The sequence below is a fragment of the Beijerinckia sp. L45 genome, from assembly GCF_009765775.1.
GTDB lineage: Bacteria > Pseudomonadota > Alphaproteobacteria > Rhizobiales > Beijerinckiaceae > RH-AL1.
The window spans coordinates 4,755-23,706 of sequence record NZ_LMUU01000112.1; the positions used below are offsets into that span (position 1 = coordinate 4,755).

At 62.0% G+C, this 18,952-nt stretch carries 18 protein-coding genes and 2 pseudogenes; 9 read left to right on the plus strand and 11 right to left on the minus strand.

The window, feature by feature from the left end:
- Positions 1-363: 363 nt before the first annotated feature.
- The 3 genes and pseudogenes from GSQ79_RS12115 (at position 364) to GSQ79_RS28790 (ending at position 2,942) form a co-directional block, all read left to right on the plus strand.
- On the plus strand, positions 364-765 hold the full coding sequence (locus tag GSQ79_RS12115) for a hypothetical protein (RefSeq protein WP_158808974.1): 402 nt from the start codon (positions 364-366) through the stop codon (positions 763-765).
- A 146-nt stretch (positions 766-911) separates the two neighbouring features.
- Positions 912-1,691: pseudogene (locus GSQ79_RS28785) on the plus strand (tyrosine-type recombinase/integrase); the annotation flags it as partial.
- A gap of 3 nt (positions 1,692-1,694) precedes the next feature.
- Positions 1,695-2,942, plus strand: a complete 1,248-nt coding sequence (locus tag GSQ79_RS28790) for an IS91 family transposase (protein ID WP_210253069.1) — start codon at positions 1,695-1,697, stop codon at positions 2,940-2,942.
- Positions 2,943-3,531: 589 nt separating this feature from the next.
- Here GSQ79_RS28790 and GSQ79_RS12125 read toward each other — a convergent pair.
- The 8 genes from GSQ79_RS12125 to GSQ79_RS12160 all read right to left on the minus strand — a co-directional run bounded on the left by GSQ79_RS12125 (position 3,532) and on the right by GSQ79_RS12160 (position 11,307).
- Positions 3,532-4,515, minus strand: coding sequence for a branched-chain amino acid ABC transporter permease (locus GSQ79_RS12125; RefSeq protein WP_158808976.1), 984 nt, complete (start codon positions 4,513-4,515; stop codon positions 3,532-3,534).
- Positions 4,515-5,402 (minus strand): branched-chain amino acid ABC transporter permease, encoded by an 888-nt coding sequence (locus GSQ79_RS12130; protein WP_158808977.1) that lies wholly within the window; start codon positions 5,400-5,402, stop codon positions 4,515-4,517. The genes GSQ79_RS12125 and GSQ79_RS12130 overlap by 1 nt, the downstream gene beginning before the upstream one ends.
- A gap of 2 nt (positions 5,403-5,404) precedes the next feature.
- A complete protein-coding gene (locus GSQ79_RS12135; RefSeq protein WP_158808978.1) occupies positions 5,405-6,157 on the minus strand; it encodes an ABC transporter ATP-binding protein in 753 nt (250 codons plus the stop codon).
- On the minus strand, positions 6,150-6,905 hold the full coding sequence (locus GSQ79_RS12140; protein ID WP_158808979.1) for an ABC transporter ATP-binding protein: 756 nt from the start codon (positions 6,903-6,905) through the stop codon (positions 6,150-6,152). Before GSQ79_RS12140 ends, GSQ79_RS12135 begins: the two co-directional genes overlap by 8 nt.
- A 132-nt stretch (positions 6,906-7,037) precedes the next feature.
- Positions 7,038-7,658, minus strand: coding sequence for an amino acid synthesis family protein (locus GSQ79_RS12145; RefSeq protein ID WP_246725285.1), 621 nt, complete (start codon positions 7,656-7,658; stop codon positions 7,038-7,040).
- Positions 7,621-8,856, minus strand: a complete 1,236-nt coding sequence (locus GSQ79_RS12150) for an ABC transporter substrate-binding protein (RefSeq protein ID WP_158808980.1) — start codon at positions 8,854-8,856, stop codon at positions 7,621-7,623. The genes GSQ79_RS12145 and GSQ79_RS12150 overlap by 38 nt, the downstream gene beginning before the upstream one ends.
- 54 nt (positions 8,857-8,910) lie before the next feature.
- A complete protein-coding gene (gene mmsB, locus GSQ79_RS12155; protein ID WP_158808981.1) occupies positions 8,911-9,804 on the minus strand; it encodes a 3-hydroxyisobutyrate dehydrogenase in 894 nt (297 codons plus the stop codon).
- 6 nt (positions 9,805-9,810) lie between these two features.
- On the minus strand, positions 9,811-11,307 hold the full coding sequence (locus GSQ79_RS12160; protein WP_158808982.1) for a CoA-acylating methylmalonate-semialdehyde dehydrogenase: 1,497 nt from the start codon (positions 11,305-11,307) through the stop codon (positions 9,811-9,813).
- 93 nt (positions 11,308-11,400) lie between these two features.
- Here GSQ79_RS12160 and GSQ79_RS12165 point away from each other — a divergent pair, with 93 nt between their 5' ends.
- Positions 11,401-12,309, plus strand: a complete 909-nt coding sequence (locus GSQ79_RS12165; protein ID WP_158808983.1) for a LysR family transcriptional regulator — start codon at positions 11,401-11,403, stop codon at positions 12,307-12,309.
- Positions 12,310-13,446: 1,137 nt separating this feature from the next.
- On the opposite strand, the gene GSQ79_RS12170 is transcribed toward GSQ79_RS12165, so the two are convergent.
- The 3 genes from GSQ79_RS12170 to GSQ79_RS12180 form a co-directional block, all read right to left on the minus strand.
- Positions 13,447-13,713 (minus strand): hypothetical protein, encoded by a 267-nt coding sequence (locus GSQ79_RS12170; RefSeq protein WP_158808984.1) that lies wholly within the window; start codon positions 13,711-13,713, stop codon positions 13,447-13,449.
- 673 nt (positions 13,714-14,386) lie between these two features.
- Positions 14,387-14,983 (minus strand): cyclase dehydrase, encoded by a 597-nt coding sequence (locus GSQ79_RS12175; protein WP_158808985.1) that lies wholly within the window; start codon positions 14,981-14,983, stop codon positions 14,387-14,389.
- A complete protein-coding gene (locus tag GSQ79_RS12180; protein WP_158808986.1) occupies positions 14,980-16,167 on the minus strand; it encodes a zinc-dependent alcohol dehydrogenase in 1,188 nt (395 codons plus the stop codon). Before GSQ79_RS12180 ends, GSQ79_RS12175 begins: the two co-directional genes overlap by 4 nt.
- A 304-nt stretch (positions 16,168-16,471) precedes the next feature.
- On the opposite strand from GSQ79_RS12180, the gene GSQ79_RS12185 reads away from it, so the two are divergent.
- The 5 genes and pseudogenes from GSQ79_RS12185 to GSQ79_RS30325 all read left to right on the plus strand — a co-directional run bounded on the left by GSQ79_RS12185 (position 16,472) and on the right by GSQ79_RS30325 (position 18,710).
- Positions 16,472-17,074 carry a DUF4142 domain-containing protein gene (locus GSQ79_RS12185; RefSeq protein ID WP_158808987.1) on the plus strand — a complete coding sequence of 201 codons (603 nt, stop codon included), beginning with the start codon at positions 16,472-16,474 and terminating at the stop codon, positions 17,072-17,074.
- 90 nt (positions 17,075-17,164) lie between these two features.
- Positions 17,165-17,392 carry a DUF2934 domain-containing protein gene (locus tag GSQ79_RS12190; protein WP_158808988.1) on the plus strand — a complete coding sequence of 76 codons (228 nt, stop codon included), beginning with the start codon at positions 17,165-17,167 and terminating at the stop codon, positions 17,390-17,392.
- Positions 17,393-17,496: 104 nt separating this feature from the next.
- A pseudogene (locus GSQ79_RS29475) lies at positions 17,497-17,649 on the plus strand (YhjD/YihY/BrkB family envelope integrity protein); the annotation flags it as partial.
- A 120-nt stretch (positions 17,650-17,769) separates the two neighbouring features.
- Complete coding sequence (locus GSQ79_RS12200; protein ID WP_158808989.1) at positions 17,770-18,003, plus strand: PLP-dependent transferase; 234 nt, start codon at positions 17,770-17,772, stop codon at positions 18,001-18,003.
- Between the two features lie 425 nt (positions 18,004-18,428).
- A complete protein-coding gene (locus GSQ79_RS30325) occupies positions 18,429-18,710 on the plus strand; it encodes a transposase family protein (RefSeq protein WP_158808990.1) in 282 nt (93 codons plus the stop codon).
- The last annotated feature ends 242 nt before the right edge of the window (positions 18,711-18,952 follow it).

Sequence of the window (18,952 nt, forward strand, 5' to 3'; positions counted from 1 at the left end):
CCAGAAAACGCGGGCTCTTGGTTATTATTGGTCACGTCCCGCCTGCTGACTAAGCACAGATTCATCAGGGCGTCCGATGACAGTGATTTTCGCATAGAGCTAAAGCGCTATCCGCACTTCTGACAGCCCGCCAGCGGCCAACACAGTAATTGATGCGTTGACAGTCCAGAATAGCAGCCTGTGAGCCATACACAAAAACCGAGCTGCTCGGCCTCGGCAACGGCGGTTCAGTGTCTGTTGAGCGCGACATCTCAGAGCATGATGTTGGCCACAACAACGGTGATCGGTCGACAGAGGAAATCAGCGACCAGGCTCCTCCATCAAAAGCGACGAGGCCGATTATGACACTACCAGCGCTTGGTAATGCCGACTTATTGCCTCTGCCGCAGCATTTTGAGTCGCAAAAAGGGTACGGGCTTCGGCGTTGGTGATCAGATTGCGCTCTCGACACCAAGACTGGAACTCCACTGCTCGCACAACTATCCAGATAACGAAATCGCCTCGCTCCATGACAGTCCGTTCGTCGCGATCAGCGCAAACAAGGAATTCGTCATAGGTCGATGGCAGTCGATCATCGTCCGCCATGACATCGAGGATCGTTGGGTAGTCGTCGCGCTTGTACCAACACAAGCCCTTGAACTCGGCCCTCATCCACTTTCCCCATTGCGACTATTGATCATTGCGCCGCTTGCCGGGGAGGATAATTCATTCGAGCACTCAGTCTCGAGTAATCGCGGGTCGGGAGATCACATCAGCGTGCGCTAAGATGAGCTAGCAATCAAACGGCTTCATCCTCTCATTATCGGGGTCACCGGGACATCTTTGGTTCCCATCTCAGCGCCGCCCGCGTGTTCAAGTGTTAACCTTTCTGCGCGTTCCGCGCCACTCCGGTGCCGAGCAGAGCCGTGAGGATGCAGAGCTACATGGCCTCAGCCTATTGCTCCACAACTGAACGTGCGCCGGATACGGCAACCGTCGAAGATATTCGCCGCTTTCAAGTCCACCAGGCCGAGAGCGGCGTGCAACCCGCGACGGTCAACAGCTCGGTGTCCGCGCTGCGCTTTCTGTTCACGGTGACGCTCGATCGGCCCGACCTGTCGCGCCGCTTCATCCTGGTGCGCCACCCTCGTAAGCTTCCGGACGTGCTGAGCGTCGAAGAGGTCGGGCGGCTGCTCGAAGCGGCGCCTGGTCCCAAGCACAAGGCGGCCCTTGGCACCGCCTACGGCGCGGGGCTGCGCGTCTCCGAGGTGGCAGCGCTCAAGGTCGACGATATCGACTCGACGCGCATGCTAATCCGCGTCGAGCAGGGCAAGGGCCGCAAGGATCGCAACGCCATGCTGTCGCCGCAGCTCCTCGAACTACTCCGGCTGTGGTGGCGCGAGGGCAAGCGCCGCGGCGTCATGCTGCCCCACGGCTGGCTGTTCCCCGGCCGCACCGCACTCGAGCCGAGCTCGACCCGACAGCTCAACCGCGCCGTCCACGAGGCGGCGGAGACCGCCGGCATCCGCAAGCGCGTCAGCCCACACACGTTGCGTCATAGCTTCGCGACGCATCTGCTAGAGCAGGACGTCGACATCCGCGTGATCCAGGTTCTGCTCGGGCATGCCAAGCTCGACACTACCGCGCTCTATGCCCGCGTCGCGACGAAGACGATCCGCGCGGTGACGAGCCCGATCGAGGCGCTCAAGCTGCTGATGGAAGGGCCAGAGCCCCGGCGGCTGAAGCCGGCCGTGCGATCCGAGCCGGAAGTCGCCGACATCTTCTGCCGGCATGGGCCGGCCTGGCGGGCAGCGCACGCCGGGCACATCAACCTCGCCCAGCTCAAGGTGATGTCAGCCATCGAGACCTGCCGCACCGCTGCGCTGGGCGGACACGTCGAAGCTTGCGAGGACTGCGGCCATATCCGCATTGCCTACAACAGCTGTCGCAACCGGCAATGTCCCAAGTGCCAGGGCGCGGCGGCGCGCGCGTGGCTTGCGGAGCGCGAGGCCGACCTTCTGCCGGTCGGCTACTTCCACGTCGTCTTCACGTTGCCGGCCGAGATCGCCGCCATCGCGTTCCACAACAAGGCGCTCGTCTACGACCTGCTGTTCAAGGCGGCATCCGAGACCATGCTGACCATCGCCGCCGATCCACGCCACCTCGGCGCGCGCATCGGCATCACCGCCGTGCTCCACACCTGGGGATCAGCGATGACGCACCATCCGCACATCCACATGATCGTGCCAGGCGGCGGCCTATCGCCCGATGGCCAGCGCTGGGTATCTTCGCGCCCGGCCTTCCTGCTGCCGGTCCGCGTCCTTGGCACGCTGTTTCGGCGGCTGTTCCTGACGCGCCTGATCGCGCTGCACGCCGCCGAAAAGCTTCAGTTCTTCGGCGATCAGGTTGGTCTCGGCGACCCGCGCGCCTTCCTTCGCCATCTGGCACCCGTCCGCAAGAAGCGATGGGTGGTTTATGCCAAGCCGCCCTTCGCCGGCCCCGAGGCGGTGCTGGCCTATTTCGCACGCTACACGCACCGCGTCGCGATATCGAACCGGCGGCTGATCGCGATGGACGGGAATGGCATCACCTTCCGCACCAAGGACTACCGACGTGAGGGCGCCGCGCGCCATCGCACCACGACGCTCACCGTCGACGAGTTCATCCGTCGCTTCCTGCTGCACGTCCTGCCTAGCGGCTTCCACCGCATCCGGCACTACGGCCTGCTCGCCAGCGCCGGCCGCAAGGCCAACGTCGCTCGCGCCAGGGCGCTACTCGCCGCCCCGGCACCTGCGACGCCATCGCCGAGCGACACAGAAAAGGCCGTTCCATCGCTCGATCAGCGTCCGCCGTGTACATGCTGCGGCGGCGGTCGCATGCGCGTCATCGAGATCTTCGCCGGAGTGGCGCAGCCCCGCGCGCCGCCGGCTGCACATGCAGGCTCCGGGATGATGGCGTCATGACCCGGCATGACGTGATGCGATCCATCGTCGAAGCAAGGCCACTTCGACCGTCGGTCGCTCGCGCCTCCAGATCGACCATAACCTCCGTAATCAAACAAACGATGCACGTGTCGATCTGTCTGTCCCCACGACTTGGCGCAAAGAGCGGTCCTATCCCTCATCCGCGCCCCTCTACGCCAGTCATGAGACGTGTGTCGTCGCCCTCGCGCCTCTTCCGGCACGGTCCCGGACATCTCAAATCCCCATAGATCCAGCGCGCAGACCCGCGGGTTCGTGCATGGGCGGCTTTCGGACGCCGGCCGATGTCTGCACCTGCGACTGCGGATCGCCGGCATCCGAAACCCTTCACCATGTAGGTCGTTCAGCGGCCGATGACTTTCGCTCGGAAGCAGACGTTCCTCCAGCCCAAAGCACTCAGAGCCAGTACCGCTTGGCATAGAGGGCGAACATGAAAATTCCGGCCTTCGTGACTTGGATTTCTTCAGGGAAGTAGATGCGAAGCCCTGGGTCGTGGCCACATCCTAATAACCCAACCTGCCCCTACGGCGCCGGATCAGATGCGAGCCGTTGCCGTCCTTTGCCAGCTCCGCTACAGACGCCTATTAAGGAGTCGGCCGGCCATGCCGACAAGCCCTTCGCGAAATGCGAGGACGCAGAACACGAAGACGGCACCTTGGATGATCGTGACCCAGCTACCGAACTGAGCCAGGTAATTTTCCATCGCGACCATCACGAAGGCGCCGGCGACAGGACCGAACACCGTGCCGAGGCCGCCGACGAGCGTCATGAGAACGACTTCGCCGGACATCGACCAATGCACGTCAGTAAGAGAGGCGAGCTGAAAGACGATCGCTTTCGTCGCGCCGGCCACGCCCGCCAGCGTCGTCGACAGCACGAACACCGCCAGCTTGTATTGGTTGACGCGATAGCCCAGCGAAATCGCCCGCGGCTCGTTGTCCCGGATCGCCTTCAGAACCTGCCCGAAGGGCGAGTGGATAATGCGGTGGATCAGCAGCAGGCCGCCGAAGAATATGACTGCGACCAAACAATACAGAAGCCTGTCGTCGGAGAGGTCGACGAGGCCGAACAGGTGCCCGCGTGGGACTGCCTGAATTCCGTCCTCGCCGCCGGTAAATTTGGCCTGAAGGCAGACGAAGAAAACCAATTGCGCCAAGGCGAGTGTGATCATCGCGAAGTAGATGCCTTGCCGACGGATCGCCAGGGCGCCAAGGACCAACCCGAGCGCGCCGCCGCAGAGAGCGCCGAAGAGAATAGACAGTTCGGGCGGCAGGCCCCAAACCTTGGCCGCATAGGCGCAGATGTAGCCGGCCACCCCGAAATAGGCGGCGTGACCGAACGAGAGAAGGCCGCCGTATCCAAGCAGTAGGTTGAAGGCCATCGCGAATAACGCGAAGCAGAGCGCCTTCATCAGAAACACTGGATACAGAACAAATGGCGCGACCACGAGCGCGAGCGCGAGCAGGATGAACAACGTGCGGTGCGTGTTGGCTTCGCGCTGATCCTCCGCCAAGGTCGGGGCTGCGGGCGGCGCGGCGAGGGCGACGTCGCTCATCAGGCTGCCTTTCCGAAAAGACCGGCCGGCTTCACGAGCAGCACCAGGATCATGATGGCGAAGATCACGGTCGACGCGGCCTCGGGGTAGAAGACCTTGGTCAGGCCCTCGACGAGCCCGAGCGCGAAGCCGGTGACGATGGCGCCGAGGATCGATCCCATGCCACCGATGACGACCACCGCGAAGACGACGATGATGACGTCGGCGCCCATGTTCGGGTTGACCGCGTAGATCGGCGCCGCAAGCACGCCCGCGAAACCGGCGAGGGCGACACCGAATCCGTAGGTCAGCGTCAGCAGAAGGGGGACGTTGACGCCGAATGCCTGGACCAGTGTGGGGTTTTCCGTCGCGGCCCGAAGGTAGGAACCGATCTTGGTCTTCTCGATCACCAGCCATGTCGCGAGACAGACGGCGACAGAGGCGACGATGACCCAGGCGCGATAGTTTGGCAGGAACATGAACGGAAGTCTCTGAACGCCGAGGAGCTCTTTCGGAATCGCGTAAGGTAGCCCCGACGCGCCATAGGCGGCGCGGAAGAAGCCTTGGATCAGCAGCGCCAGCCCGAAGGTTAGGAGCAGCCCATAGAGATGATCGAGCTTGTAGAGGCGAGCGATAAGCACGCGCTCGATCACGATGCCGACGGCACCGACGATCAGAGGCACAAGCAGAAGCGCCCACCAGTAGCCGATGCCGAGATAGTTCAGCAGCATCCAGGAGACGAAAGCGCCCATCATATATTGGGCGCCATGGCTGAAGTTGATGACGTTCAAGAGGCCGAAGATGATTGCCAGGCCAAGCGACAGGATCGCGTAGAACGATCCATTGATGAGACCCAGGAGAAGCTGTCCGAACAGGGCCTGCATAGGGACGCCGAAAAGCGTGGTCATCGTCAAACTCCCAGATAATTCTGGAGCCGCCCAGCGGCTGCGTCGAGATCGGCGTTCGCTATTGTATCGATGACGCGGCCTTGTTCGATTACGCAATGCCGGTCAGCCACTGTGCGGGCGAAGTGAAAATTCTGTTCGACGAGGACGATGGTAAACCCTTGTGCCTTCAGTGCGAGCAGGCTGCGGCCGATCTGCTGGACGATGACGGGGGCGAGGCCCTCCGTCGGCTCGTCGAGCAGTAGCAGTTTAGCGCCGGTGCGCAGGATGCGCCCGATTGCGAGCATCTGCTGCTCACCGCCCGAGAGCTTCGTACCCTGGCTCGAAGCGCGTTCCTTTAGGTTAGGGAACATCTCGTAGATTCTCGGGACCGACAATCCGCCGGGCTTCACGGTCGGCGGAAGTGTCAGATTCTCGGCGACGGACAGGCTGGCGAAGATGCCGCGCTCTTCCGGCACATAGCCGAGCCCGAGGCGGGCGATATGGCGCGAAGGCATGGCGATCGTTTCGATGCCCTCGATGGCGATCGAGCCGGACCGTTTTGCCAGAATGCCGATGATTGAACGGAGTGTCGTAGTCTTGCCAGCGCCGTTGCGTCCGAGCAGCGTGACCACTTCACCGGGTTGGACATGGAAATCGATGCCATGCAGCACGTGGCTTTCCCCGTACCATCCCTGCAGGCCGCAGACGGCGAGATGAGGCGCCGTCGTCCCGTCTGCTGCAGGTCTCGGCTTCCCGCGGGTCGGGACGTCAAGCATGCGCATCTCCTATGTAGGCCTCGATCACGCGCGGGTCTTGGGAGATGGTGGCGTAATCGCCCTCCGCGAGAACTTGGCCGCGGGCGAGCACAGTGACGCGATCACATAGCGAGGCCACTACCGACAGGTTGTGCTCGACCATCAGAATGGTGCGGTTCGCCGAGACGCGGCGAATGAGGTCGGCGGTGCGTTGCACATCCTCGCGGCCCATGCCGGCCATGGGCTCGTCGAGGAGCAGCATCTCGGGATCAAGAGCGAGGGTGGCGGCGATCTCCAGGGCGCGCTTGCGCCCATAGGAGAGTTCGCTGGCCGCTCGATTGGCAAAACTCTCCAGGCCGACGCTTTCGACGAGCGCCAGCGCCTCGGCATCGAGAGAACGAAGGACGCGCTCGGAGCGCCAAAAGTCAAAAGATGAACCGCGAGCACGCCGTTGCAGCGCGATACGGACATTTTCCTTCACCGTTAGATTGGGAAAGACCGCCGAGATCTGGAACGAACGGACGAGGCCCTGTCGTGCGACGTCGGCTGGTTTCATGCCGGTGATGTCGCAGTCCTTGTAGCGGATGCTTCCCGCGGTCGGCGTCAAAAATTTCGTAAGGAGGTTGAAGCAAGTCGTTTTGCCGGCCCCATTGGGTCCGATCAGCGCATGGATAGATCCCCGCGTGACGCGCAGCGCGACGCCATTGACGGCCCTGAAGCCCTTGAACTCCATGACGAGGCCTTCGGTCGCGAGCACCACGTCCTGCATAGCGTCCTCCCATGTATCGCTGCGGCGGTTGCCGCTCGACGTCTTCGTTTGAAGACCCCTTCGACGGCAATCGAAGGAGCCTCGTGATATCACCGCCGCGTGATGTTGACGGCCTGCCTTTCGTCGGATGTCCTACTTTCCAATGCGGTGCAGTGGCCGTCCACCGATGCCGAGGCACACCGCGATCACGATCTCGTCCGGCCGCGGGGCGTCGGGGATCGTAATCTCCGTCGAATCCATGTGATCGAAGTCCCAGATGTTGTTTTTGTTGGTAAGCGGCATGGTGATCGAGGAGCCCGGCGCGCCGACCTTTTTCGTTCCGGGGATGATATCCTTACCGCTTCCAACCGCGACGCGGACCGGGGCTCCGAAGCGCGGATGCAGCAGGGCCGCGGAATGCTCGATCTCGCCCATGGTGCCAATAATCGCACCCTTGCCGTAGTTCTGGATATCGTCGGGCTTCACACCAAGCAGCGCAACGCCGCGCTCAGCCAGGATCTTGCTGACTTCGGCACCAAGATCGTAAAGCGGCGTCAGATCCTCGACATATTGACCCGCGTAGGGATTCTTGATCACGGCGGCCATGGTGATCTTTCGCGACGGTGGCGAGACCGGTCGGCCGTTCTCGGTCAAGGTTTCTTCCAACTGGGCGACGATCTTCCGAATATCGAGCAGTGACATTGCGTTTCCTTCTTTGCGTTTCAGAGGGGTATCTTCACTTCGCCGCTGGCGGGCTCTCAAGGCCTGCGACAAAAGGGCATCCGCCGTCGGCAATCGGGCGGAAAGCGTCCGCTGCGGGGATCGTCGCGCGCAGCTTGTAGTAGTCCCAGGGGCCCTTTGACTCAGAGGGCTTCTTGACCTCGAACAGGTACATGTTGTGGATCTTGCGGCCGTCCTGGCGGATCGAACCCATGCCAAACAGCGGGTCGTCCGTCGGTATAGCTTTCATCGCGTCGACGACTTTGCGTCCATCCTTCGGCGGGGCCCCTGCGGCGATCACCTTGAGATAATGCAGCGTCGCCGAATAGACGCCCGCCTGGACCATCGAGGGCTCTGCTCCACCGCGCATCTGCGCTGAGAAGCGCTTGGCGAAAGCCCGGGTGCCGTCGTTCATGTCCCAATAGAAGGGCGAGGTCAGGATCAGGCCCTGGGCCGTATCTAGGCCGATCGCGTGGACGTCGGTGATGTAGACGAGCAGGCCAGCGAGATTCTGGCCGCCGGCGACGATGCCGAATTCCGCGGCCTGCTTGATCGAGTTGGTTGTGTCGCCGCCCGAATTCGCAAGTCCGACTATCTGCGCCTTCGACGACTGCGCTTGCAGCAGGAAGGAAGAGAAGTCCGCCGTCCCGAGTGGCACCCGGACCGAGCCGAGCACCGTGCCGCCGCTGGCTTTGACGATCGCGGCCGTGTCGCGCTCGAGGGCCTGCCCGAACGCGTAGTCGGCAGTCAGAAAGAACCACGTCTTGCCGCCGGTCTGGACGATCGCCTTGCCGGTGCCGTGCGCGAGTGCCCAAGTGTCGTTGGTCCAATGCACCGTGTTCGGCGTGCAGGCCTTGCCGGTGAGCTCCGACGTGGCCGGCCCGGAGGCCAGCATAACCTTGTTGCGGTCCTTGGTGATCTGGTTCACTGCCAACGCCGCGGCGGAATTGGTCACGTCGGTGATCATGTCGACGCCTTCGGCGTCGTACCATTCACGCGCGATATTGGCGGCGACGTCGGCTTTGTTCTGGTGGTCGGCCGAGACGATATCGATCGTCCAGCCCTTGGCTCGCAGCCCTGAATCCTCAACCGCCAGACGGGCGGCGATCTCGGACCCAGCGCCGCCCATGTCGGCATAGGGGCCAGATCGATCGTTCAACACGCCGATCTTCAAGACTTTCGGCGTCTGGGCCTGCGCCTGCCCGATCACGAGCGCGGCGGTCAGCGCCAGAATGCCTGGCAATTCTCTCATGGCTCTCTCCCACCCCGAATAAGTTTTTTGTTTTCTATCGAACGTACCGCGCCGTTAGCCCGTCGGCGGTATGAGCGGCTTGAGGAACTCGACAACGGCGGAATAGTCTCGGCCGCGGCCGCCAGACTCGACGAAGCGACTAAAGATGTCGGTTGCGAGAGCGCCGAGCGGTGTGCCGACGGCGGCGGAAGCGGCCACACTTTGCGACAGGCCGAGATCTTTCAACATCAGCTCGGCGGCGAAGCCGGGACGATAGCCGCGGTTGGATGCCGACGTCGGCACCGGTCCTGGCACCGGGCAATGGACCGTGAGCGCATAGCATTGCCCCGACGCAGTCGAGGCGACATCGAACAGCGCCTGGTGCGAGAGGCCGACCTGCTCCGCGAGATTGAAGGCCTCGCTGACGGCGATCATCGAGATGCCGAGGATCATGTTGTTGCAAATCTTGGCCGCCTGTCCGTTGCCGGCGGGGCCGCAATGCACGACCTTTCGGCCCATCTGGGTCAGGATCGGCCTGGCCCGTTCGAAGGCTGCGGCCTCGCCGCCGACCATGAAGGTCAGCGTCGCCGCCTCCGCGCCTTCCGTGCCGCCTGAAACGGGGGAGTCGAGGGACAGCAATCCGGCGGCGCTGGCTAAGGCATGGGCCCGCCGCGCGCTGACGACGTCGATGGTCGAGGAATCGATCATCAGCGTTCCCGGAGCGACGGCCTTCACGGCCTCCGCCCAAACGGCGGTGACCAAAGCGCCGTTGGGCAGCATGGAAATGCACACGTCCTTGCCCTCGACGGCCTCGGTGACGGAGGCTGCGACTGCGAGGCCGCTGGCTTGCGCGGCATCGCGCGCCTTTTCGCTGACGTCGAAACCGGTCACCTCATGGCCGGCCTTGAGAAGATTTCGGGACATCGGCAGTCCCATGTTGCCAAGGCCGATTACCGCTATTTTCGTCATGGAGCCCTACCGCATCGTCGGGATGGAGAATTCCGCGCCGTCCTTGATGCCGGATGGCCAGCGCGACGTGACGGTCTTGGTCTTCGTGTAGAAATGCACGGAGTCGGGTCCGTGCTGGTTGAGATCGCCGAAGCCCGAGCGCTTCCAGCCGCCGAACGTGTAGTAGGCGAGGGGAACGGGAACGGGCACGTTGATGCCGATCATCCCGACCTGGACCTTCGATGCGAAGTCGCGCGCAGCGTCTCCGTCGCGCGTGTAGATGGCGACACCGTTGCCGTATTCGTGGCGTGAGGGCAGTGACAGCGCTTCGGCGTAATCCTTGGCCCGCACCACGCACAGGACGGGACCAAAAATCTCCTCCTTGTAGATTCGCATGTCGGAGGTGACGTGGTCGAACAGGCAGCCGCCGAGATAGAAGCCCTGCTCGTAGCCTTGCAGCGTGAAGCCGCGACCGTCGACGGCGAGTGTAGCGCCTTCGCGCAACCCGACCTCGACATAGTCGCGGACGCGGTCGAGCGCCGGCTTCGATACGAGGGGACCGTAGTCGACGGTAAGATCAGTGGAAGGACCGATTTTCAGCGCTTCGACGCGGGGAACGAGTTTCTTCATCAAAGCGTCGGCCGTGGCCTCGCCGACCGGTACTGCGACGGAGATCGCCATGCAGCGCTCGCCGGCAGACCCGTAGCCGGCGCCGATCAGCGCGTCGACCGCCAGATCGATATCTGCGTCCGGCATGATGATCATGTGGTTCTTGGCGCCGCCGAAGCATTGTGCGCGTTTTCCCGAAGCGGTGGCGCGGGTGTAGACATATTCGGCGATGGCCGACGAACCGACGAAGCCGACCGCCTGAATATTCGGGTCGTCGAGGATCGCGTCGACCGCCTCTTTGTCGCCGTTGACGACATTCAGAATGCCGGCGGGCAGCCCGGCCTCGATCATCAGTTCGGCGAGCCGCATCGGCACGCCGGGGTCGCGTTCTGAGGGCTTGAGAATGAATGCGTTGCCGCAAGCGATCGCCGGCGCGAACTTCCACATCGGGATCATGGCGGGGAAGTTGAACGGTGTGATGCCGGCGACGACGCCCAGCGCCTGGCGCATCGAATACATGTCGATGCCTGGCCCAGCGCCTTCGGTGTACTCGCCTTTCATCAGATGCGGGATGCCACAGGCGAATTCGATGACTTCGACGCCGCGCTGAATATCGCCCTTTGCGTCGGGGATGGTCTTGCCATGCTCGCAGGCCAGCAGTTCCGCGAGCTCTTCGAGGTCCCGAGCGACGAGCGCAACAAAACGCATCATGACGCGGGCACGGCGCTGTGGATTGGTGGCGGCCCAGACCGGCTGGGCAGCGGCAGCGACTTCCACCGCTTGGTGCATCTCCTGACGCGAAGCGAGGGCGACGTGGGCGATCACCTCGCCGGTCATGGGTTGAAAGACATCAGCCGTACGTCCGCTGGTGCCAGCCACGTGCACGCCACCAATGAAGTGGCCGATCTCGCGCATTACGCGCCTCCCTATGTTTTATCGTTGCATCATGGGGTAGCCCGCCTGTATCCGGACGAATAGTCGCAAAATTCGCCCAACCATTGTGCAAAAATGAGCAAAAATCCGAGAGATGTGAAATGGGAGCACCTGCGCTCTCTGCTCGCCGTGACGCGCGGCGGGACCTTTACCGCGGCGGCCAAAAGTCTAGGGGTGAAACACTCGACTATCAGCAGACACCTCAGCGGGCTCGAAGAGTGCATTCAGTCGAAAGTTCTGGTGCGTGAAGGCGGCGGCTTGCGCGTTACGAGCGCCGGGGAGCGGCTCATCGTGGCGGCCGAGGTGATGGAGCAGCAGATGTTGCAGGCCCAAGAAGACATCGCGGGCCGGGACTTGCTCGTCGGTGGCACCGTGCGTATCGGCGCTCCGGATGGGCTTGGCGCGCTCTTCCTAGCGCCGCGGCTCGCCCCGTTGATGGCCGAGCATCCCGGCCTGAGCATCCAGCTCGTCGCGATGCCGCGGATCTTCAACGTCACAACGCGAGAGGCGGATATCGCGATCGCGCTTGCAGTGCCCGAGCATGGGCGGTTCGTTGCGCAGAAACTGTGCTCTTACAGCCTCGGGCTCTATGCCTCAGACGAGTATCTGAAGCGCCACCCACCGATACGCGATGTCACGGACCTGAAAACCCACAACTTCATCAACTACATCGACGACCTCATCTTCACCAAGGAGCTGAACTACCTCGACGAGGTCTGTGCCGGTGTCACCGCGACCTTCCAGAGTTCAAACATCATCGCGCAGATGGAGGCGGCTGTTGGCGGCTGCGGAATCTGCATTCTTCCGTTCTTTCTCGCCAAGGGGCAGCCGAAATTGCGTCAGGTGCTGCCGGAGATCGTGTTACAGCGGACATGGTACGTCTTGACGCAAGACCATCAGAAAGACTTGGGTCGCATTCGGACAGTGCTGCGGTTTCTCATGAATTTGGTTCAGGCCAACGAGGCATTGCTGAATCAGCCGTGATCAGGTGAAGCGTTTTCACTTCTGGTGCTTGACGGCCGAAAATGCGCAATGACATTCGGTTTTCAGGCACCCGCAGTCACTAGTTTTCCGATGAATGTCGGGTTCATTTTTCTTCGGCCAAAAGCTGCCGGTCCGCTTTCGTGAAGAGTTTCGGATGCCGGGAGGCGTACGAAAGTCGCCGAAGAACGAACCCGCGAGACGCCGGCGAGGATCTATGGGGTTTTGAGGATCGGCCTATTGCAGCGCACGAGGCCGAGTGTCCATCGGATGCCGCCGGTGCCAGCATAATATAGTTTTGGCGTGACGATCTGGCTGGTGTTTTGGGGCAGTTGCAGCGCCGAGCGGGCGCGCAAGGCTTGCGTCGATCGCTTGAGACGCGCGAGCAGGCGCACGAAGCCCCACGAAAGCGGTCGCCGAGGCCGCCGCGCCCAGGACATGAGAGATGTGTCGGTCGTGCCGGGTCATGACGTCACCGATCCGGGCGGCGCGGCGACGGCCGGCGGCGCGCGCTAGGCCGCAGACCGCTCAGACGTAAATTTCGAGTCGGGCTCTTAGCCTTAGCCGAAAGTCGTTTTGTTTACGGCAGCGGGCGCCTTGAGGATTGTTCGGGGGGCAAGCTGATGCCAGGCCATATTCCTCGATCCGCGCGACGAAGGCCCGATCTGCTGATCGTGTTTCTGCTGGCTTTAATGGCAGCAGCCTTCGCGATCGAGATCATAGATCCTGCTCCGATGGACATTGATGCCGCGCTGATTGCGTCGCCTTGAGGCGATGAACTGCATCGACCTGACAAAAAAACCGCCAGCCCGGGGGAGCCGACGGTTCAGGTTGTGGGGCGTCCATGCTGGACGGAATGCTTTAGGCATTCTGCATGCCAAGATCTTAGCCTCGTTCCCATAAAGAGGGCGACGCGACTGGAGCAATCCTGCTAGGCAAGATGCAACGCAAATCGGCAATGCACCGACTTGCATCCGGAGAAGTGCTCTTCAACCGCCGCTGGCTACGCCAGGGCGGTTGTTTTGTTTGAGCCTGCCACGACAAAATAGGCGCCGCAGCAGCAATGCCGGGCGCCTCAAGTTTGGAAGGACGCTGTCGAGACGCCCCACATGACCATCAACCCTTGTGGTTAGCGGGTCGCTAAGATTGAGCTGAGCTCGTCTCGCGGCCGAGGTCGGCGGCCCACTCCACAGGATCGTGGAGCTCGGCCTTCATCATCCTGAGATCGGCGATGACGACGGAAATGCCCTGGCTCGGCCCGTCGAGATCTTCGGAAACGTCCTCGTCTGAGACCATACGCACGCCGTGACATGCATGCTGGAGGCAGGCCATGTATCTCAAGGCCCCATCGGCCTTATCGTACAGGCTCCCCCTGGCCCCCTGCGTCGGCTCTTTCTTGGCGTTCATCGGTACGGCTCCTTCCAATTGACGTCGGCCGCTGCCATAATGAGGGCGGCACTTGATGAGGCGGCCTTTGATGGTGCCGCCTGGAAGCGATCTTCTCGGGGGTTGAGGGTACGGTTGTTGCGGCACCATTTCCGGCGCCAACACATCGCGTCGGCGGCATGCTCGGGCTGCCTTTAGCCCGAAAGCTCGATCAAGCACTCGCCGTATTCAACGGCGAGCCAGTCGGCATAGCGGACTAACAATGGCGGCGTGACCGGTTCTGCAACGGCCGTCGGATTGCCGATCAGGGTCATGCCTCCGCCGACTAGCGGAAACGAGGCGAGGCGGCCGAGGAAGGTGCGACGGGCGACGATCAAGGCCGCACCGCCGATCGCGCCGCTGTCGCGAAGACATGCTCGCGATAGGTCTCACTGCTTTCAAACCCTTCATCGCCGAACGGGTCGGGCTCACGGCTACTCATGCCTTTTTTGGCCCAGCCCGCGCATGCCGCAGTATCGCAGACAGCCAGGTTCAAGCCAGCCGTGCTCAGCATCACAGCGGCCCGGCTGCTCGGCTGCTCGGCAGACCCGCGCGGACGACTTTAATCAGATCGGGACATGCACGGAGGGCTTGGTGCGGAGCCTCCAAAGTGCGCTCCGTCATGGTATGTGTAGGTCTAGCAAGCCCAATTCGATTAGGGTCGGAGTCCCTTGGCCCCCAAGGCGCGGCCCTTCGGCTTAGGTGTTCCTTCATCGTAGGGGCGCAACAGCTCTGGAATGCGCATATCGGTGGGGACTTCGAGGTCTCTGGCCGCACCTCGCATAAAACGTGGCGCCCTTGGAAAACCGCTCCGCTTGCTGTAATCCGCAACCGCATCCGTAGCGATCTGCTTCTGAGCGGTCAGCCCGATAGCGCACGCGATGTCCGCAGCAGTTGTGGCGGCAAGAGCCAACAGCGTCAGGGCAACATTTTCTCGTTTGGGGTTTTTGCCGTCCAAGGCGGAAGCGGCAGTGGCTATGTCGATCAGGTCACCGCCCACGCGACCCCAGATCCAGGGCGTAGGGTCGTGACTAGCGAGGATCGCCAACCCCGTGGCCACCTCCCGTACGCCGAACGCACGGATGATGTGCTCGCTGTCCTTCACCCCGGTGGCGCGGCTGAGGAGACGCGGAGCGACGAGTTCGGCAAGTCCGAGCCCGATCGAGAAGTAACCAAGGCCGCGCGCCAACGCGTCGTGCTTCGAGTAAGAACGGCCGGCGATTGCCGCGCTCTTCGTCGGTGCGCCGCTCATGCCGCCATCTCCCCTGGCTTAAGAACGACCTTGATGCAGCCGTCCTGCTTGTCGCGGAAGGTCTTGTACATCTCGGGCCCCTGATCCAGACCGACGGTATGCGTGATGACGAAGGACGGGTCGATCTGGCCTTCCTCAATGCGGCGCAAAAGGTCGTCGCTCCAACGGTTCACATGCGTCTGCCCGGTACGGATCGTCAGCCCTTTGTTCATCAAGGCGCCGAACGGCACCTTGTCGATGAGGCCACCGTAAACGCCGGGCACGGACAGGACACCCGCCGGACGGCAGACGTAGATCATCTCACGCAGCACGTGGGCTCGGTCGCTTTCCAGCATCATGGCCTGTTTGGCGCGATCGTAGATCGCGTCGATCGAACTGGTTGCGTGCGCCTCTAGGCCAACCGCATCGGTGCACTTCTCCGGGCCTTTGCCTTTGGTCGCCTCGTTCAGCGCCTCGACGACGTTCACCTCGGCGAAGTCGATCGTCTCGGCCCCGCCGGCCTTCGCCATCGCGAGTCTTTCGGGAACCCGGTCGATCGCGAACACACGTTTGGCGCCCATTAGGATGGCGCTGCAGATCGCCATCTGCCCCACGGGGCCGCAGCCCCAGATCGCCACGGTATCGGTCGGCTGGATGTCGCACTGGACCGCGGCTTGCCATCCAGTCGGGAAGATGTCGCTGAGGAACAAGAGTTTCTCGTCCTCGATGCCTTCCGGCACCTTGATGTGCGTGGCATCGGCGAACGGTACGCGCAGGTATTCAGCTTGGCCCCCGGAATATCCGCCGGTCAGATGCGTATATCCGAACAGACCGGCGCCCGAGTGACCAAAAGCAACGTCGGCAAGTTTCTTCTTCCGATTGGTTGTCTCGCAAACCGAGAAGTTGCCGCGTTTGCACTGCTCGCACTGGCCACAGATGATCGTGAATGGGATGATCACCCGCTGCCCTATCTTGAGCGCAGCCCTCGAGCCGGCTCCGACCTCGACGACCTCGCCCATCGTCTCGTGTCCCATGATGTCCCCGGACTCCATTCCAGGAATGAAGTGGTCAAATAGGTGGAGGTCGGAGCCGCAGATCGCGCAACTCGTCACCTTGATGATCGCGTCACGAGCGTCTTCAATCTTCGGGTCCGGTGCCGAGTCGCACCGGATGTCACCAGTGCCGTGCCAAACGAGAGCCTTCATGACCACGTCTCCGCCAGTGCGCGACTACAGGCTGATCAGGACCCGTCGGGCCTCAGGCTGTAGGTTAGCGCGCAACTAACGGATTCGAAGGCGGTTCACCTGTCAGACTGATTTATCGAGCGTTTGCAGCTGTCACCGAAAGCAATCGAGCACCAAGCGCATATTCGTTTTAAAGCGCGGGCGATCCTTGCAGCATTATTAGACACGCCTTGATTTCGCGAAGCAACCGCAAGCGATCTGCTGCATTCAAGGTGCGAAGGTGCTCGCCGAGCGCCGGCTGAATATATCAATTGCGAGAAACGAAATGGATAGACGTGTATTCTTCGCGGCTCTTGGCGGCGGTCTTGTCTTCACCACATCCGCGCTTCGCGCGCAAACAGCCGGCCCGTTGGACGACCTGTTTGCGCTTCCCGGAAACGTCGTCGGCGGCACCGTCGGTGCAGGGACCGACATTCTTGGTGGCACGCTAGGTGCCGGCGGCGACATCCTGGGCGGCGACGATCATTTCCGCTTGACCGACCTTATGGGCGGCGAGTTCTCCATCGAAACCAGCAAGCTCGCGCTACAGCGCTCGCGTAACTCCTCGGTCCGCGAGTTCGCGCAGTTGGAGATCAACGAACAATTATCGGTAACGGCGGCACTCGGCGCCACGCCAGGCTCCGTTCCTCCGCGTCCAGACCAAGCCGCGATGGTCGGGAAACTCGCCACCTTGCATGGCTCTCGCTTCGATCACGCCTACATCATGGGCCAGATCCAGGGTCATCAGGAGCTGCTCGCCAACAACAGCCAAGCGATCAGCAGCGACGCCGACGCTGCAATCCGCCGCGTGGCTACGGTCTCCGTGCCGACGATCCAGGCGCATCTCGCCATCCTGCACCGCCTGCGCGCGGGACTTGCTTCGGTCTGAGCCCCTTCGACATCGGGCGCCCGCTCCTAAAAAGGCGAGCGTTCCGGATCGCTGACTAGCCTGATCATCAATTGATAGAGGTAGGAAAACATGAGCGACGAGCTAGAGCAACGTGTCCGCGACCGCGCTTACCATTTTTGGGTCGACGCCGGCAGGCCGGATGGCGACGAGGAGAAGTTCTGGCATGCCGCGGTAAAGGAGTTGGAGGCCGGTACGAGCGAACCTTCCACGCCATACGGAGAGGCAGGTGGTCAAAAAACGCCTACGCCTAAAACATCGACAAGTCCCGAGCCATCTACGCCTTACGTTAAGAAATAGCTCGCCGCTGCAGGTTACCGGCAGGCCGCTCTTCGACATGCTGCAATAACGATGAACGAAGCCGCGTGACCGAAGACATATCCGACGTGAGACAAGCTCGCGCGAACAAGACCTACGGCTCACTCGGAGCCGTGGTCGGCTTCATGACGTGGATCTGGGTGTCGACCACGGTGATCCTGATCGGTGCGCAAATCAACGCGGAGATGAAGATGCAGACGGCCCGCGATACCACGACGGGTCCGGAGCAACCGATGGGACGCGGGGTGCCGAGAAAGCCAACCGACTACCGTAAAACCCCTGAAGTCTTTGTTTTATTGAAAACCGGAACCAATGAGCAATGCCATAACCCTCGGGGAACAAGTTGATGAGAAGCTCCTATGCGCGCAGGGGTAACCCACCGGCGCGAGGCCAAGCTCCACCTGCTGGAGGAGGCGCGCGCCACGGTCCGTTTCACGACTGGCATGGCGGAAATTTCGGCCACGTTTTTCGCCCTGTTGCGTGTTGGCGATCATGTGGTGAGCAGCCGTCACGTCTTCGGCAACACCGCCAGCGTCGAACGCTTAGATGCGGTACCGCGGGACGATTGTATCGGATCTGCGCCGGGCACCTGAAGCGGCCCTGGCCGCAGCGCAGTCATTAAGTGGCTATGCTGGATGCCTACTTTCTGCTTACCAATCAGATCGTGAACTAACTCGTCCATCGGAAGACGTCGCAATACGACAGACGCCGCTCGCTTGGGGGGCAGACAGCGGCGTCAATGGTTGATGTCAAAGCCCCAACGCAGGCGCCGCGTGTGTGGAAGCACTTGCTAGTTTGTTTCTCACGGGTGAGTGAGGCTCAATATAAGGCTCGCAACAAACCAAGACCCGAACGTCGGAAACGCGTTGCGAGCAGGTAAAGCTGTTCGTCGATGCCTTTCTGAAGGGGCTGGAGCGGGGATGGGCGCGAAAGTGTCAATCGGCGGCGAACTTTGGCTCTGACTCAATCTGCGTGCAGTTTTCGGCAAGCGTGAAGGTTTCTGATTCGGGAGCCACTGATGTCACGAAGATGTGCCCGCCTATTTCTGCTTCCTGAGGGTCTCGACGTGGAGCGCGTCGTCCAGCAGCTCGGCAAGACGATCGTCGTGACACGGCCAGGTTCGGGTGGACGCCATTGCCCCGCTTGTGGAGAACGGTCGCATCGCGTTCATAGTCGGTACCGCCGGACGATCTCCGATCTGCCGGCGCATGGATGCGCCGTATCGATCGAAGTGACGGTTCGAAGGTTCCGGTGCAAGCACTGCGTGTCGTCGCCAAACCTTTGCCGAGTCTTTCGGTGATAAGATTGCAAGACCGTTCGCGAGGCGCACGAGCCGCTTCGACGGCATCGTCCATTGTTGCGGCCTTGCCCTCGGCGGGTGCCCCGCTGCACGGCTCGTACGGCGTCTCATGCTGCCTGTCAGCCGAGATACCCTGCTTCGAACCGTTCGCCGACATGGTTGGCGCTATGATACTCCGCTGCGCATCGTCGGGATCGACGACTGGGCATGGAAGAGAGGCCTGAGATACGGGACCTTGATCT

Bases quoted from the DNA above. Each gene is read 5' to 3' on its own strand.
- mmsB (WP_158808981.1), bottom strand. From the start codon at position 9,804: ATGACGAAAATAGCGGTAATCGGCCTTGGCAACATGGGACTGCCGATG.
- GSQ79_RS12130 (WP_158808977.1), bottom strand. From the start codon at position 5,402: ATGACCACGCTTTTCGGCGTCCCTATGCAGGCCCTGTTCGGACAGCTT.
- GSQ79_RS12175 (WP_158808985.1), bottom strand. From the start codon at position 14,983: ATGAGCGGCGCACCGACGAAGAGCGCGGCAATCGCCGGCCGTTCTTAC.
- GSQ79_RS12150 (WP_158808980.1), bottom strand. From the start codon at position 8,856: ATGAGAGAATTGCCAGGCATTCTGGCGCTGACCGCCGCGCTCGTGATC.
- GSQ79_RS28790 (WP_210253069.1), top strand. From the start codon at position 1,695: ATGGAAGGGCCAGAGCCCCGGCGGCTGAAGCCGGCCGTGCGATCCGAG.
- GSQ79_RS12185 (WP_158808987.1), top strand. From the start codon at position 16,472: ATGGATAGACGTGTATTCTTCGCGGCTCTTGGCGGCGGTCTTGTCTTC.
- GSQ79_RS12125 (WP_158808976.1), bottom strand. From the start codon at position 4,515: ATGAGCGACGTCGCCCTCGCCGCGCCGCCCGCAGCCCCGACCTTGGCG.
- GSQ79_RS12115 (WP_158808974.1), top strand. From the start codon at position 364: ATGCCGACTTATTGCCTCTGCCGCAGCATTTTGAGTCGCAAAAAGGGT.
- GSQ79_RS12135 (WP_158808978.1), bottom strand. From the start codon at position 6,157: ATGCTTGACGTCCCGACCCGCGGGAAGCCGAGACCTGCAGCAGACGGG.
- GSQ79_RS12165 (WP_158808983.1), top strand. From the start codon at position 11,401: ATGAGCAAAAATCCGAGAGATGTGAAATGGGAGCACCTGCGCTCTCTG.
- GSQ79_RS12170 (WP_158808984.1), bottom strand. From the start codon at position 13,713: ATGAACGCCAAGAAAGAGCCGACGCAGGGGGCCAGGGGGAGCCTGTAC.
- GSQ79_RS12200 (WP_158808989.1), top strand. From the start codon at position 17,770: ATGCGCGCAGGGGTAACCCACCGGCGCGAGGCCAAGCTCCACCTGCTG.
- GSQ79_RS12140 (WP_158808979.1), bottom strand. From the start codon at position 6,905: ATGCAGGACGTGGTGCTCGCGACCGAAGGCCTCGTCATGGAGTTCAAG.
- GSQ79_RS30325 (WP_158808990.1), top strand. From the start codon at position 18,429: ATGTCACGAAGATGTGCCCGCCTATTTCTGCTTCCTGAGGGTCTCGAC.
- GSQ79_RS12180 (WP_158808986.1), bottom strand. From the start codon at position 16,167: ATGAAGGCTCTCGTTTGGCACGGCACTGGTGACATCCGGTGCGACTCG.
- GSQ79_RS12190 (WP_158808988.1), top strand. From the start codon at position 17,165: ATGAGCGACGAGCTAGAGCAACGTGTCCGCGACCGCGCTTACCATTTT.
- GSQ79_RS12160 (WP_158808982.1), bottom strand. From the start codon at position 11,307: ATGCGCGAGATCGGCCACTTCATTGGTGGCGTGCACGTGGCTGGCACC.